Raw genomic sequence first — 14,006 nt, forward strand, 5'->3', positions numbered from 1 at the left:
TCGTCAGGACGCCCGTTCAAACGCCAGGACAGACCCCATCGACGCCGGAGCACCCTGTCGGTCGAAAGCCGCGGAAAATAGAGCGCCAGAACGCGCTGCCGGCTGGCTGGCCGGAACAGTGTCTCGTCTTGGGGAAAGGGCGGGTGGGAGAGCGAAAAATTGGCGGTCATGGGGGTTCCACTCCAGATCGAGGCAGAGCGGAGCCGGGTTGCGGCTCTTCTCCAGGGTGAGACGGAAAACCGGATGTCCGATGCTGCCGCCAAGCATCGAGCCATCGGGAAGGCGCCGTTCGGACGCCGGTGCCGGTTCGGCGAGAAAACGGAAGAGGGCACTGGAGGCCTCCTCCTCGCCGGCATGCCGGATGAGCAGAAGCGGCCGCCTCGCCGCCTTTGCCCGCAAGCTCAGCCTGCGGCTTTCGGTGAGGCCGAAAGGGGCAGGATTGCCGTGAATTTCCAGCAGCGTTGCTGCAAAAATCCCGCTGGAAAGGGCAGCTTCCGCCAGCCACAGGGCATCCTCCAGCCGCTGCGGCACCGCGTGGTAGAAACGCGTGATGTCCAGCCCGAAGGCCTGCAGGCCGGGCGCATAGGGCAGGCCTGCCTCGGCCTTTGCCATACGGTCCGAAATCCACAGGAAGGGACTGGCGTTCCCCGTCTCCCGCTGCAGGTGAGCCGTCAGTGCAAGCGCAAAACCGCTGGCCGCACCCGCATGGCGAAAGCCGAGACTGCGGATTTCCGTAATACCATCCAGCGGCAGGCCGCCCTCCAGCGCCTGGTCCAGTTCGGCCACACGCGTTGCCAGCCGGGCATGGGCCTCCGCGTGGCCTTCGGCAACATGTTCCGCCTCGGCGGCTGCCAGCGCCGGCAGGGCTTTGCCCTCCAGCCGGGCAATCGTTTCGCGCAGGGCAAAAACCGTCTCCTGCGCCAGGGCAGGTCGTGCCATGACGTCAGCTCCATCCGATATGTTCACTTTATGTTCTTATGGATTCCAGAGGCTGCCCGAAGAGTCAACGGGGTGTGCGGCGAGATTCGTTTACGCTTCCTGCTTGCTGCTTGAATCCGCTCTCGAAAAAAATTCTCGAAAACCTTATATGGCTTATAAAAAAGGAGCACCCATGGCCCGTGTCGACCAGACCGATGATTGGCGGGATCGCCACGCCCCGACCATCAGCGCCTTCGAATCGCTGGCAATCGAGGCCTATGGCAACCTGCCGGAAGAATTTCGCGCACTGACCCATGACCTGACCATCGAAATCGAGGATTTCCCCGATGACGAGGTTTTTGAGGACATGGCGCTGGAAACGCCTTTCGATCTGCTCGGCCTGTTCGAAGGGCGCGGCATTTCCGAACGTTTCACGGTGGAAACCGGCGAATTGCCGAACCGTATCCGTCTGTATCGCCGCCCGATCCTGGATTATTGGGCGGAAAACGAGGAAACACTGGGCGATATCATCACCCATGTGCTCATTCACGAGATCGGCCACCATTTCGGCCTGTCGGATGACGATATGGAGCGTATCGAGGAACGTGCCGAAGAGGCCGCCGACCGGACGGGCTGAGGACCAGCCTCAGGCCCTGGCCGGGATGCGGCGGATTTTTGCGCCCAGCGCATTCAGGCGTTCGTCAATCCGCTCGTAACCCCGTTCGATCTGCTGGGCATTGTTGATGATCGAGGTGCCGTCTGCCCCCATGGCGGCAATCAGCATGGCCATGCCGGCGCGGATGTCCGGGCTTTCCAGCCGTGCGGCCTTCAGCGGCGCGGGTCCGGAAATCACCGCCCGGTGCGGATCGCACAGCACGATCCGCGCGCCCATGGCGATCAGCTTGTCGACGAAGAACATCCGCGATTCGAACATCTTTTCGAACATCAGCACCATGCCTTCACATTGGGTGGCGGTGACGATGGCAATCGACATGGTATCGGCGGGAAAGGCTGGCCAGGGCTGGTCCTCGATCTTCGGCACATGGCCGCCGAAATCGGGCTCGATCCTTTTCGATTGCCCGGCGGGCACGATCAGGTCGTCGCCTTCGATCCGGCAGTGAATGCCGAGCCGTTCGAAACCCATCAGGGTGGAGCGCAGGTGTTCGACCCCGGCATTGGTGATGCGCAGATCGGAATCGGTGACCGCCGCAAGGCCGATCAGCGAACCGACCTCGATATGGTCCGGGCCGATGCGGTGGGTTGCGCTGCCGAGCGGCCGTCCGCCCTCGATCGTCATGCAATTGGTGCCGATCCCGTCGATCTTTGCACCCATGGCATTGAGGAAATGCGCCAGATCCTGCACATGCGGCTCGGAGGCGCAGTTGCGCAGAATGGTCGTACCCTTGGCCGCGACGGCAGCGCAGAGCGCATTTTCGGTCGCCGTCACCGAGGGTTCGTCGAGAAACACGTCGGCCCCGGTCAAAGTCTTGGCCTTGAAGACATAATTCCCGTCCAACGAGATTTCGGCCCCCAGTTGCCGCAGGGCGAGGAAATGGCTATCGAGACGGCGCCGCCCGATCACATCGCCGCCGGGGGGCGGCAGGGTGATTTCGCCGCAGCGGGCAAGAACCGGCCCGGCGAGCAGAATGGAGGCGCGGATGCGCGAGCAGAGATCGGGGTCGAGGGTGGCCGGCTGGATGTCGCGTGCATGGATGCGCAGCGCATTGTTGCCCGTCCATTCGGTCTCGGCGCCGAGCGAGGCCAGAAGCCGCACGAGTGCCTCGACATCGCGAATGCGGGGAACATTGGTCAGTTCCACCGGCTGATCGGTCAGAAGTGCTGCGGCGATGATGGGAAGGGCCGCATTCTTGTTGCCGGAGGGCTCGATCGCGCCGGACAGCCGGTGCCCGCCCTCGACGATATATTCGATACGCTCTGCGGCTCTGGGTTCGGCCATGCTGTTCTGCCTCTTGGAAAAGCGCACGCCAAGGCGGCGGCGAAGGGAGGGACAAAGGGGGAGGGTTCGGGAAAATCCACTCAGAGCCCCTGTTTTCGTCGGTGAGACGGCCCTTTTAAGGCATGAAGATCATTCTTTTGTGGCGTGTCTTTTGCGCTATGCGCCCTGTGGTCAGGGCCGATGCCCCGAAAGCCGCAGCCTCATCCAGGCTAAACGTCGTCGCTTCTGGATGAGGCCTTTTCTGGGTGCCGGTCGGCTTATTGCTCGCCCAGCTTCATGCTGGGGTCGTAGTCCTTGCCGTGCACGGTCTTCACCACGGCTTGGCCGCAATAGAGCCGGTTTTCGGCGGCGTTGAAGGTGTGGGTCGGTGAGCCATGCAGTTCCCAGCCCTTGTTCAGCGCATCGGTCACCCGGTGGCAGAAGCTGGAATCATCGGGTCCGGTGAGGAAACGATAGACTTTCATGTCAGGGTCTTTCTGTTTTGGTCTTTTCAGTCTTTGAGGGTTTTTGCCAAAGCGAGAAGCCGTTCGGCCTCTTCCAGATGCAGGCGCTCGATCATGCGGCCATCGAGGTTGATGACATTCAGGTCGGTCGCCTCCGGGCGGGCAAAGGCAGAGACGATGGCGTCTGCCTCGGCGATCTCGTCGGTTGAGGGGCCGAAGGCGAGATTGGCAGGCCCGATCTGCGCCGGGTGGATCAGCATCTTGCCGTCAAAACCCATTTCGCGGCCCTGCCGGCATTCCGCGGCAAATTCGTCGGCATTGCGAAAATCGTTGAACACGCTGTCGATCACGCTCAAGCCATGCGCACGGGCGGCCAGAACCACCTGCATCAGCCAGGGGGTGAGATAGCTTCGGCCCGGGCGCGGCAGCACGCGCGTTTCCTTGCGCAGATCGTTGAGGCCGATCACGAATGCGTCAAGTCGGGTGACCGATGAGCGGCTTGCGGCAATCGCCGCGACATCCAGAATCCCGCGGGCCGTCTCCATCATCGCCCAGATTTTCGTCGTGCCGGAACCGTGCCGATCAAGCACCTCCTGTACGTCTAGGAGGTCTTCCGGCCGCCCCACCTTCGGGATGAGCACGGCATCGGGGGCGAGCGCCATCACGAGATTGAGGTCGTCGCGCCAGAACGGCGTGTCCAAGCCATTGATACGAATGATGGATTCCTGGTTCTGGAGCGGTACCTCCGCCAGCAGCTGCCGCAGGTTTTCCCGCGCTTGCGGTTTCTTTTCCGGTGCGACCGAATCTTCCAGATCGAAGATCACGCCATCGCAATTCAGCGTCCGGCATTTCTCCAGCGCCCGCTCGTTGATGGCGGGGACGCTGAGTAGAGACCGCCGCGGCGGTCGGGGGGAGGGCGGGTGATCAAGCATTGCGATCTTCTGGCAAGCTTTGTGATGAGGCGCAATAGCGCAGGAAGCCAAAGGCTCTTGCAAGACTCAAGAGAAAGGACCACATTTCCCACAGAGAAAGGTTCAACATCATGCAGAACATTCGTGCGCTCTTCCTCGGTCTCATTGGCATTGCCGCCATCGGTGCCCTCGTTGTGCTGACGGCCTCGCTGACGATCGCCTTTGCCGGCATGCTTGCCGTCTTCACCGCCGTGAAGGCTCTGTCGCCGCGCCTCAAACCGGTGCCGGTTCGCGCCAGGTCCAAGGGCGCCAAGCGGGACAGCAAACAGGATATGCGCGTCTGGAACGATGGCCGCGGGACGATCATCGATCTCTGATCTGGCGCAATCTGGCCCGAAACCGGTACGCTCGCAGGCTTGCCAGCGTACCGTTTGACCTGAATGTGGTCTTCAAATCCCCTGTAAATTGGTCTATTGCAGCATCCGCAGTTAAAAGTCTCGCGGAGGCAGATCATGGAAAAATTCGTCAAGCTCACCGGCGTTGCAGCGCCGCTTCCGGTCGTCAACATCGACACGGACATGATCATTCCGAAGGATTACCTGAAGACGATCAAGCGCACCGGCCTCGGCAAGGGCCTGTTTGCCGAAGCGCGTTATCGCGATGACGGCTCGCTGAATCCCGATTTCGTGCTGAACAAGCCGCAATACGAGCACGCCAAGATCCTGGTCGCCGGCGACAATTTCGGCTGCGGCTCCTCGCGCGAACATGCGCCCTGGGCACTGCTCGATTTCGGTATCCGTTGCGTGATCTCCACTTCGTTTGCCGATATCTTCTACAACAACTGTTTCAAGAACGGCATCCTGCCGATCGTCGTCTCTCAGGATGACCTCGACAAGCTGATGGACGATGCCTCGCGCGGTGCCAATGCCGTGCTCACCATTGATCTGGAAGCTCAGGAAATCTCGGGCCCGGACGGCGGCAAGATCACCTTCGATATCGATCCGGCCCGCAAGCACATCATGCTGGAAGGTCTTGACGACATTGCCACCACGCTGAAGAGCGATGGTGCGATTGCCTCGTTCGAAACGAAGATCCAGTCGGAGCGTCCCTGGCTCTGAGCCGGTGGCCCAACCCCTCTGGAATGCAGAGGGGCAAGGGCGTTTAGAAACACTCTGATCTCTCGTTCTGCGGCAGGCTCGGACGAGGTGGGGGAAGCGCGGTTCTGCGCGTCATGGTGAGCCTGCCCATTTCCAAGGACACCAGATCATGTCGCATTCTCTCTTTCTGCTTCCCGGTGATGGCATCGGCCCCGAGGCCATGGCCGAGGTCCGCAAGATCATCGCCTATATGAACGAGGCCATGGGCGCCGGTTTCACGACCGATGAAGGCCTGGTCGGCGGTTCGGCCTATGATGCGCATGGTGTTGCCATTTCCGAAGGCGACATGGAAAAGGCCATGGCGGCCGATGCGGTTCTCTTTGGTGCCGTCGGCGGCCCGAAGTGGGATGACGTGCCGTATGACGTGCGCCCGGAAGCCGGTCTGCTGCGTTTGCGCAAGGATCTGGAACTGTTTGCCAACCTGCGTCCGGCCATCTGCTATCCGGCGCTCGCCAATGCCTCCTCGCTGAAGCCGGAACTGGTCGAAGGCCTCGACATCCTCATCGTGCGCGAGCTGACGGGCGGCGTCTATTTCGGCGAGCCGAAGACGATCACCGATCTCGGCAATGGACAGAAGCGCGCCATCGACACGCAGGTCTATGATACCTACGAGATCGAGCGCATCGCCTCGGTGGCCTTCGAGCTGGCCCGTACCCGCAAGAATGCCGTCTGCTCGATGGAAAAGCGCAACGTCATGAAGTCTGGCGTGCTCTGGAACCAGGTCGTGACGGAAACCCACAAGGCGAAGTTTGCCGACGTGAAGCTGGAGCACATGCTGGCGGATGCCGGCGGCATGCAGCTCGTGCGCGCGCCAAAACAGTTCGATGTCATCGTCACCGACAACCTGTTCGGCGACATGCTCTCCGACGTTGCCGCCATGCTGACGGGCTCGCTCGGCATGCTGCCGTCCGCTTCGCTCGGCGCGCCGGATGCCAAGACCGGCAAGCGCAAGGCCCTTTACGAGCCGGTGCATGGCTCGGCGCCGGACATTGCCGGCAAGGGCATCGCCAACCCGATCGCCATGATCGCCTCGTTCGCCATGTGCCTGCGTTATTCGTTCAACATGGTCACCGAAGCCGATCGCCTGGAAAAGGCGATTGCCAACGTGCTCGACAAGGGCATCCGCACCGGCGACATCATGAGCGAAGGCGCAACCAAGGTCGGCACGACCGAGATGGGCGATGCCATCCTCGCCGAATTCAAGGCGCTGTCTGCCTGATCCACAGGATCGAAGAGGCGTGGTTTTCCCGCGCCTCTTCAAAATGGCTGTCATACTGGCCTGCTAACCTGTCGTGAGGGGAAAGCAGGGGATCAACCATGTACGGCAAGCTCAAGCGCCGGTATGCGCGCCATTGCGGCAGCGCCCGTCTACATCTTCACATGCCGGTGCTGCTCGTCGGCGCCAATCTCGTTCTTCTTGCTGTCCTGCTTCTCGATCAGCCGGTTTCAGCCTATGTGCTGCACTCCGGGGGGATGCTCAGGCAGGTCGGCGCAATCGTGACGGATGTCGGCAAGTCCGGCTGGCTGATCTTTGCCAGCATCCTTATTCTCTTTGAAGCCCTGTCGGTGTCGCGCCTGACCAGTTCCTTATCGGCGCGTTTCAAGGCGCTTTATGTGGGACAACTGGCCGCCTATCTCCTGGCAACCGTCGTCATATCCGGCCTTGTCGCCAATCTGGCCAAACGGCTGATCGGACGGGCCCGGCCGCTTTATCAGGATGAGGCCGGCATCTTCGGCTTCTCGCCGCTGCATGGCGGCTTCCAGTTCGAAAGTTTCCCCTCCGGGCATTCGACCACCGTCGGCGCCATTTTGATGGCGGTTGCGTTGATTGCGCCGCGTTATCGTTCGCTCTGTCTGGTGATGGCCATCTGGCTCGGCATTTCGCGGGTCATGGTGGGCGCGCATTACCCGAGCGACGTGATTGCAGGGCTGACGCTGGGCGCCTGGTCCTCCATCCTTCTTGCCATGCTGTTTGCCCGCTACGGTTTCCTGTTCCGCGAGCAGGGGAATGCCTTGCCGGTCCTGCGGCGCACTCTGCCGCTTGCGCTGCCGCAGCCGCCTGTTCCTGTGGCAAAGCCGGCCGCTCAGCCCGAACAGCGTGAGGGTGGTGACGCCCTGCCGGCTGCCGCCTGAACACGGCTTTCCCGAAACGCCCGAAAGCCTGCCGGTCAGATTTCGGTGGCTTTCGCACCGGGCGCCATGCCGATGAAATCGAACAGGATGGTGCGGGCCGCTGTTTCGTCCCGGACGGCCATGGCGGCCTTCAACCGGTCGCAGGCTTCCGTGATGTTGTGATGGACGATGGCCGTGGAATCCGCCCGCAGGATTTTCGGATGCTGCGTCTGAAGGGCGTTGGCCATGTCGTAGAAGAGTTCCTCGAACAGTTTCTCTCCCGGCCGGCTGCCCGTGACCTTGATCTCGATGCCGCCTTGCGGGTTCTCCGGTCCACGCACACTGAACCCTGCCAGCCGGATCATGTTTTCCGCCAGATCGCCGATCCGGACCGGTTCGCCCATTTCCAGCAGGAAGATGTCGCCGCCCTTGGAGAGCGCGCTTGACTGCACGATGAGTTCGGCGGCCTCCTGGATCGACATGAAATAACGGCGCATGTCCGGATTGGTCACCGTCACCGGGCCGCCCTGGGCGATCTGCTGTTTGAAGAGCGGCACGACGGAGCCGTTCGAGCCCAGCACATTGCCGAAGCGGACGGCGCAGAAATGCTGATTCTTGCCGAGCCTCTGCGCTTCCAGCGCCATGTGGCGCACGATCAGTTCCGCCCAGCGTTTGGTCGCACCCATCACATTGGTCGGGCGCACGGCCTTGTCGGAGGAAATCAGCACGAAATCCGCAACATCCTCCTCGAAGGCCACCTTCGCCACCACCATGGTGCCGTAGACGTTGTTTTCGATGCCTTCGAGCGCGTTCGCTTCCACCAGCGGCACATGTTTGTGGGCGGCGGCGTGATAGAGCACATCGACGCCGTGGCGGCGGATCGTTTCGCGTACCCGCGGCTCGTTGGTGATCGAACCGAGCACCGGCACGACCTCGCAATGTTTCAGGCCCTGCAGTTCGCGGTCGATCTTGTAGAGCGCGAACTCGTTGGCCTCGAACAGGACCAGCTTCTTCGGTTTCCACTGCACGATGAGACGGCAGAGTTCCGAGCCGATCGAGCCGCCGGCCCCGGTCACCATGATCGTCCGCCCTTCCAGGATACCGCCCAGCAGCGCCGGATCCGGCGGCACGAAAGAGCGGCCGAGCAGTTCGTCGATCTCGATTTCGCGGATCTGGTTTGCCAGATAACGGCCGTCGACCAGATCGGTGATGTCCGGCACGGTGCGGATTTTTACACCCAGCCCGCTGATGCTGCTGATGACGCTCTTGCGGCGGTCCGCCGAAATCGAGGACAGGGAGAGAATGATCTCCTGCGCGCCATATTGCTCGATCAGGCGCGGCAGATTGGCCGGGTTGTAGACGCGGTAGCCACCGACATCGCGGCCGTGATTGGTGGGGTCCTCATCGAGAAGGCCGACCACGAAACGGTTGCCATTGCCTCTGAGCGCCATGGCGAGCTGCACCGAGGACGAGCTTGTGCCGTAGATGAAGACCGGTTGCTCGTCGCGGCGCATGCCGGTGCCGTGGCTGAGCACCACCTTGGCGGCAAAACGCGCGCCGCCGATCAGCGCCGTGCCGATGGCAAAGAAAAAGAAGGGAACGGAACGGGGAACGATGCCGCGGCCTGCCATCTCCATCAGGAAAACGACGATGATCCAGATCATCGTGGCGATCCCCATGGCCCTGAGGATCGTCCAGATCGCCGTGTCCGGCAGGTAACGGATGACGGCGCGATAAAGCCCCATACGGATGAAGATCGGGATGGCGATCACCGGCGCGATCAGAGCGAGGAAGACCCGTTCCTCGGTGATGACCGGCATCCACACGGCATAACGCAGCGCATAACTCGCCCACAGTGCGACGATCAGCGCCACAGCGTCGAAGCTGATCAGGATCACCCGCTTCCAGAAGCGAGGAAGTCTCTCAAGCGTATAGCGCAGGAAATCTAACATCCATTATCCGGGCACTGAACCGTCGAAAAAGACGAGGCGGGTGGTCATCTCAAGGTGCAATGGCAGGTGCATACCTCTTACGCCTGCCGTGCGCCACTGAAGATTGTTTTCTGCAATCCCTGCTTGACGGAATATCGGGGTTTCCAGGCCAGCACGGCTTCTGTCTTGGCTATATCGACCTGCAAATTCTTAAGCAAGCGATCACTGAGCGAAGCCTTGCCGAGGAGCGATGCAACCGCCTGCATCGCCCAGACCGGAATTGGCAGGCTGAGTGCTCTTTTGCCTTGCAGATCGGCCATCATGTGAAACAGGCTTTTGGTCGACAGATCCTCGCCGTCGCTGACCAGGAAGACCTCACCGGCGGCCGAAGGATGGCTCGCGGCGGTGATCAGCAGATCCGTCAGGTTGCCGACATAGACGAGCGAGCGGCTGTTGCGGCAGCAGCCGAAGGGCGACGGGATGCCGCTTGCCGCCCAGCGCATCAGAAGCCGGAAATTGGCACCGACACCCGGCCCGTAGACGAGCGGCGGACGGATGATGACGATCTGAAGACCCGTCTTCCGGCCGAGGTCCAGCAGCGCGCGTTCCGCCTCCGCCTTCGAGCGGCCGTAAGGATCCTGCGGGGCAGGGGCGTCGTCGGCGCGGAAGGGTTTTCCTTCCGCGGTCGTCTCACCGTTCACCTTGATCGAGCTGACATAGACGAAGCGGCGAACGCCTGCCTCTGCCGCTTGCCGCGCGAGGTTCAGCGTCGCCTCGACATTCAGGGCGCGGAAGGCGGCTAGCGGATCGGCTTCCCGTTCGTGCATCACATGGACACGGGCCGCCAGATGGATGACGCAGTTGATGCCGGACAGCGCCGCCGACCAGTCGGTCGCGGCAGAGATGTCCGGAATTGTCAGATGATCCGGCAGGGATTTACGGCTGACCGGGCGAAAAGCCAGGCCGCGCTGCCGCAGGTCCTCGCAGAGGTGACGCCCGACAAATCCCGTGGCTCCCGTTACCAGTATCACGCGCCGCTCCTTGTCTTCAGCCATGGTCGCGCAGGAGCAGTCGTCGATAGGCGGTGAAAGAGGCTTTTTCCTGATCCGCCAGACCGGCTCCTGCCCATAGGATGATGCAGACGAGAATGGCGTAGATGAGGATGGCGGCGGCCCAGGCCGTCCAGCCGGACGGAACCAGAAGCGCGATCGGCAGCAGGATGAGCGCGTTCACCAGAAGCGCGGTAACGGTCACCGGCCTTGCGCCGCCGAACCGCCGGGAAAGCCGCTGATAGGCGTGCGAGCGGTGGGCCTCGGCGGGGTTTTCGCCCCGCAGAATACGCACCAGCAGGGTCACAGTCGCATCGCTGGCAAAGAGCGCGGCAAAGATCAGCCATTGCGGCAGGCTCAGCCAGCCTTGTGTCATCGTCACCAGCGCCGCGGCAAACAGGATGAAACCGAGAAAGGTGCTGCCGGCATCCCCCATGAAGATGCGGGCCGGTGGCCAGTTGAAGAGCAGGAAACCGAGGCTTGCAACGGCGACCGCGCCCATCATCCACCAGATCCAGGTGCCGGCGGCATCAGGATTGCCGATGCTGCAGGCGATCATGGCGGACACCATCATCAGGATGGCCTGCTGGCTGGCAATGCCGTCGATCCCGTCCATGAAGTTGAAGAGATTGATCCACCAGACGCCGGCTACCAGCAGGAGAAGGACCCCGACTGCGGCCAGGAACAGACCGCCATCCGGTGCGAAGATCCGGGCGGCGCCGACCATCCAGATTGCGATACTGACTGCAATCGCCTGCACCGGCAGGCGGACACGGGCGCTCAAAGGCCGCCAGTCGTCGATGAGGCCGGTGAGCGCAATCACGAAACCCAGAAGAAGCAGGGTGAGCGACAGAGCCCCGCCGCCCGGCAGCATCAGGCCGGCAACAAGCGCCCCGGCAACAATGCCCACACCGCCGCCGGTCGGGGTCGGCCGCACATGCGAGGAACGCGCCACCGGCGCCTGAACGAGGCCCAGCCGATCCGCCTTGCGGATGATCAGGAATACGAACAGGGCGCTGATCGCACCGGCACCCAGAAGGATGAGGAGTTGGCTCGACATGGGAAGGGCTGGCTGTCTCTCGCGTGTTTCATCGCTGGTAGTGCTTCGGCTTCTGCTTGTCCAGCCGAAGCGGGGCCGATTTGGCGCCTCGGCGCTTGACTCGTGCGCGAAATCTTCTAAGGAGTTTGCCCGAAGGGAAGCAAGAATGGTTCGCCGCGACTATAACATCGCCGCTTCATTTGGTCCGGTACAAGGTGCCGGCGCGCTCGCCCCTGTCTACGTATCTTCCAAAACCAAGGCCAAAACGACGACGAAAACCGTCTGACGTCTCTGGCCCACCGCTCTCTCCCCGGTCTGGCCGGGGACAAGGAACAGCACGCGCCCTTGGCCGTGGTTCCCCCTCCGACATCCGAGGAGAGAAGAGAAAGAGAGCAGTAACATGGGTTTCAAGATTGCAGTCGTAGGCGCGACCGGAAATGTCGGCCGTGAAATGCTGAACATTCTCGCCGAACGCGGTTTCCCCGCGGATGAGGTCGTGGCGCTGGCATCGGCCCGCAGCCAGGGCACGGAAGTTTCCTTCGGCGACAAGGTCCTCAAGGTTTCCAACCTCGAAAACTACGATTTTTCCGATACCGACATTTGCCTGATGTCCGCCGGCGGCACCATTTCGCAGAAGTGGTCGCCGAAGATCGGCGCACAGGGTTGCGTCGTCATCGATAACTCGTCCGCCTGGCGTTATGACCAGGAAGTCCCGCTGATCGTGCCGGAAGTAAACCCTGATGCGGTCGTCGGTTTCACGAAGAAGAACATCATCGCCAACCCGAATTGCTCGACCGCCCAGCTCGTCGTGGCGCTGAAGCCGCTGCATGATGTCGCCAAGATCAAGCGCGTTGTCGTCTCCACCTACCAGTCGGTCTCCGGCGCCGGCAAGGAAGGCATGGACGAACTCTTCACCCAGACCCGCGCCGTCTTCGTGGCCGATCCGGTCGAATCGAAGAAGTTCACCAAGCGCATCGCCTTCAACGTCATCCCGCACATCGATGTGTTCATGGAAGACGGCTACACGAAGGAAGAGTGGAAGGTGCTGGCCGAAACCAAGAAGATGCTCGACCCGAAGATCAAGGTCACTTGCACTGCGGTGCGCGTGCCGGTCTTCATCGGCCATTCGGAATCGGTCAACATCGAGTTCGAAAACGAGATCACTGCCGATCAGGCGCGTGACATCCTGCGCGATGCACCCGGTTGCCTCGTCATCGACAAGCACGAGAACGGCGGCTACATCACCCCGGTCGAATGCGCCGGCGAAGATGCCACCTACATCTCGCGTATCCGCGAGGATGCGACGGTCGAGAACGGCCTCAACATGTGGGTTGTTTCCGACAACCTGCGCAAGGGTGCCGCCCTCAACGCCATCCAGATCGCCGAACTGCTCGTCAATCGTGGCCTGATCAAGCCGCGCAAGCAGGCTGCCTGATACCGGTTATTAAGCATATTGCGTTAAAGCCTCGCTCCCAGGGAGCGGGGCTTTTCCATATGCATCACGATCTTTTCATGTACGGAAAGGTTGTCGCTTTGGATGGTGACCGCCATAACCGGACAAACAACGAGGGCTGCCGGCGCGGTGGTCGGTCTCGAAATACATTGGGGTCCAACAAAATGTTGAAGAAGATCATCGGCGGCATCGTCGCGGCAACCTTCATGATGTCTGCCCAGGCGGCCTCTGCTGCGGCATGCGGCAATGATGCCTCGGGTTTTCAAGCCTGGGTGGAGAATTTCAAGCAGCAGGCACCGTCGAAGGGTATTCCGCCGCAGGTGGTGCAGCGGGCCTTCGCCGAGGTGCAGTATAACCGCGCCACCATCCGTGCCGACCGCGGCCAGAAAAGCTTCAAACTCTCCTTTGACGAGTTCATGAAAAAGCGCGGCGGCCAGGCAATTATCTCGCGCGGCAAAAGCATGAAGGCGTCGAATGCCTCGCTGTTTTCCGCCATCGAGCGCCGTTACGGTGTGCCGGCCGGCCCGCTTCTTGCCATCTGGGGCATGGAAACCGGTTTCGGCAGCTTCCTCGGCGATCAGCACACGCTGTCGGCGGTAACGACCCTCGCTTATGACTGCCGCCGGTCGGCCTTTTTCACCGAGCAGCTTTATGCCGCGCTGCAGCTCGTCGCACGCGGTGATCTCAGCACGTCTGCCCGCGGTGCCGCCCATGGCGAAATCGGCCAGACGCAGTTCCTGCCGCTCAACGTCATCCGTTATGGCGCCGATGGTGATGGCGACGGCCATATCGACATGGTCCGCTCGCGCGCCGATGCGCTGGCCTCCACCGCCAACTTCCTCGTCGGCCATGGCTGGCGTGCCGGTGCCGGTTATCAGCCGGGCCAGCCGAATTTCGTCGCGATCCAGGGCTGGAACGCCGCAAGCGTCTACCAGCAGGCGATCGCCTATATCGGCGCGCAGATCGACGGGCGCTGAATTCGCGCCACAGGCAACAAAAACCCCCGGATCAGCGATGATCACGGGGGTTCTTTTTC

14 protein-coding genes are annotated in these 14,006 nt (G+C 61.8%); 7 read left to right on the forward strand and 7 right to left on the reverse strand.

What is annotated here, in order from left to right; all coding sequences use genetic code 11:
* Positions 1-3: 3 nt before the first annotated feature.
* The gene (locus OU993_RS08050) at positions 4-939 is read right to left on the reverse strand and encodes an ImuA family protein (protein ID WP_268156019.1); all 936 of its coding nucleotides are present in this window, start codon (positions 937-939) and stop codon (positions 4-6) included.
* Between the two features lie 172 nt (positions 940-1,111).
* Here OU993_RS08050 and OU993_RS08055 point away from each other — a divergent pair, with 172 nt between their 5' ends.
* Positions 1,112-1,555: a metallopeptidase family protein gene (locus OU993_RS08055; RefSeq protein WP_268156021.1), complete on the forward strand. Its 444-nt coding sequence runs from the start codon at positions 1,112-1,114 to the stop codon at positions 1,553-1,555.
* A 9-nt stretch (positions 1,556-1,564) separates the two neighbouring features.
* Here OU993_RS08055 and murA read toward each other — a convergent pair whose 3' ends face one another.
* From murA to OU993_RS08070, 3 genes are all read right to left on the reverse strand, one after another.
* Positions 1,565-2,875, reverse strand: coding sequence for a UDP-N-acetylglucosamine 1-carboxyvinyltransferase (murA, locus tag OU993_RS08060; RefSeq protein WP_268156023.1), 1,311 nt, complete (start codon positions 2,873-2,875; stop codon positions 1,565-1,567).
* 257 nt (positions 2,876-3,132) lie between these two features.
* Positions 3,133-3,339, reverse strand: a complete 207-nt coding sequence (locus OU993_RS08065) for a DUF1737 domain-containing protein (protein ID WP_268156025.1) — start codon at positions 3,337-3,339, stop codon at positions 3,133-3,135.
* A 26-nt stretch (positions 3,340-3,365) separates the two neighbouring features.
* Entirely contained in the window at positions 3,366-4,250 is an 885-nt protein-coding gene (locus OU993_RS08070) for an HpcH/HpaI aldolase/citrate lyase family protein (protein WP_268156027.1), read from the reverse strand.
* 110 nt (positions 4,251-4,360) lie between these two features.
* Here OU993_RS08070 and OU993_RS08075 point away from each other — a divergent pair, with 110 nt between their 5' ends.
* The 4 genes from OU993_RS08075 to OU993_RS08090 all read left to right on the forward strand — a co-directional run bounded on the left by OU993_RS08075 (position 4,361) and on the right by OU993_RS08090 (position 7,519).
* Entirely contained in the window at positions 4,361-4,606 is a 246-nt protein-coding gene (locus OU993_RS08075; protein ID WP_268156029.1) for a hypothetical protein, read from the forward strand.
* A gap of 135 nt (positions 4,607-4,741) precedes the next feature.
* Positions 4,742-5,347: a 3-isopropylmalate dehydratase small subunit gene (gene leuD, locus OU993_RS08080; protein WP_268156031.1), complete on the forward strand. Its 606-nt coding sequence runs from the start codon at positions 4,742-4,744 to the stop codon at positions 5,345-5,347.
* Between the two features lie 148 nt (positions 5,348-5,495).
* Complete coding sequence (gene leuB, locus OU993_RS08085) at positions 5,496-6,605, forward strand: 3-isopropylmalate dehydrogenase (protein ID WP_442792888.1); 1,110 nt, start codon at positions 5,496-5,498, stop codon at positions 6,603-6,605.
* 98 nt (positions 6,606-6,703) lie between these two features.
* Positions 6,704-7,519 carry a phosphatase PAP2 family protein gene (locus OU993_RS08090; protein ID WP_268156033.1) on the forward strand — a complete coding sequence of 272 codons (816 nt, stop codon included), beginning with the start codon at positions 6,704-6,706 and terminating at the stop codon, positions 7,517-7,519.
* A 35-nt stretch (positions 7,520-7,554) separates the two neighbouring features.
* Here the strand turns inward: OU993_RS08090 and OU993_RS08095 are convergent, their stop codons facing one another.
* From OU993_RS08095 to OU993_RS08105, 3 genes are all read right to left on the reverse strand, one after another.
* Complete coding sequence (locus tag OU993_RS08095) at positions 7,555-9,450, reverse strand: polysaccharide biosynthesis protein (protein WP_268156035.1); 1,896 nt, start codon at positions 9,448-9,450, stop codon at positions 7,555-7,557.
* 77 nt (positions 9,451-9,527) lie between these two features.
* Positions 9,528-10,460, reverse strand: a complete 933-nt coding sequence (locus tag OU993_RS08100; protein WP_268156037.1) for a UDP-glucose 4-epimerase family protein — start codon at positions 10,458-10,460, stop codon at positions 9,528-9,530.
* Between the two features lie 16 nt (positions 10,461-10,476).
* Positions 10,477-11,538 (reverse strand): hypothetical protein, encoded by a 1,062-nt coding sequence (locus OU993_RS08105; protein ID WP_268156039.1) that lies wholly within the window; start codon positions 11,536-11,538, stop codon positions 10,477-10,479.
* Between the two features lie 379 nt (positions 11,539-11,917).
* Here OU993_RS08105 and OU993_RS08110 point away from each other — a divergent pair, with 379 nt between their 5' ends.
* Both OU993_RS08110 and OU993_RS08115 read left to right on the forward strand, forming a co-directional pair.
* Positions 11,918-12,952, forward strand: a complete 1,035-nt coding sequence (locus OU993_RS08110; RefSeq protein WP_268156041.1) for an aspartate-semialdehyde dehydrogenase — start codon at positions 11,918-11,920, stop codon at positions 12,950-12,952.
* Between the two features lie 224 nt (positions 12,953-13,176).
* Positions 13,177-13,947 carry a lytic murein transglycosylase gene (locus OU993_RS08115; RefSeq protein WP_268157581.1) on the forward strand — a complete coding sequence of 257 codons (771 nt, stop codon included), beginning with the start codon at positions 13,177-13,179 and terminating at the stop codon, positions 13,945-13,947.
* Positions 13,948-14,006 lie beyond the last annotated feature (59 nt).

The organism is Rhizobium sp. SL86 (assembly GCF_026672545.1).
Classification (GTDB): domain Bacteria; phylum Pseudomonadota; class Alphaproteobacteria; order Rhizobiales; family Rhizobiaceae; genus Neorhizobium.

Excerpts from the sequence above, each read along its gene's own strand:
- OU993_RS08050 (WP_268156019.1), bottom strand. The coding sequence starts at position 939 with ATGGCACGACCTGCCCTGGCGCAGGAGACGGTTTTTGCCCTGCGCGAA.
- OU993_RS08055 (WP_268156021.1), top strand. The coding sequence starts at position 1,112 with ATGGCCCGTGTCGACCAGACCGATGATTGGCGGGATCGCCACGCCCCG.
- murA (WP_268156023.1), bottom strand. The coding sequence starts at position 2,875 with ATGGCCGAACCCAGAGCCGCAGAGCGTATCGAATATATCGTCGAGGGC.
- OU993_RS08065 (WP_268156025.1), bottom strand. The coding sequence starts at position 3,339 with ATGAAAGTCTATCGTTTCCTCACCGGACCCGATGATTCCAGCTTCTGC.
- OU993_RS08070 (WP_268156027.1), bottom strand. The coding sequence starts at position 4,250 with ATGCTTGATCACCCGCCCTCCCCCCGACCGCCGCGGCGGTCTCTACTC.
- OU993_RS08075 (WP_268156029.1), top strand. The coding sequence starts at position 4,361 with ATGCAGAACATTCGTGCGCTCTTCCTCGGTCTCATTGGCATTGCCGCC.
- leuD (WP_268156031.1), top strand. The coding sequence starts at position 4,742 with ATGGAAAAATTCGTCAAGCTCACCGGCGTTGCAGCGCCGCTTCCGGTC.
- leuB (WP_442792888.1), top strand. The coding sequence starts at position 5,496 with ATGTCGCATTCTCTCTTTCTGCTTCCCGGTGATGGCATCGGCCCCGAG.
- OU993_RS08090 (WP_268156033.1), top strand. The coding sequence starts at position 6,704 with ATGTACGGCAAGCTCAAGCGCCGGTATGCGCGCCATTGCGGCAGCGCC.
- OU993_RS08095 (WP_268156035.1), bottom strand. The coding sequence starts at position 9,450 with ATGTTAGATTTCCTGCGCTATACGCTTGAGAGACTTCCTCGCTTCTGG.
- OU993_RS08105 (WP_268156039.1), bottom strand. The coding sequence starts at position 11,538 with ATGTCGAGCCAACTCCTCATCCTTCTGGGTGCCGGTGCGATCAGCGCC.
- OU993_RS08110 (WP_268156041.1), top strand. The coding sequence starts at position 11,918 with ATGGGTTTCAAGATTGCAGTCGTAGGCGCGACCGGAAATGTCGGCCGT.
- OU993_RS08115 (WP_268157581.1), top strand. The coding sequence starts at position 13,177 with ATGATGTCTGCCCAGGCGGCCTCTGCTGCGGCATGCGGCAATGATGCC.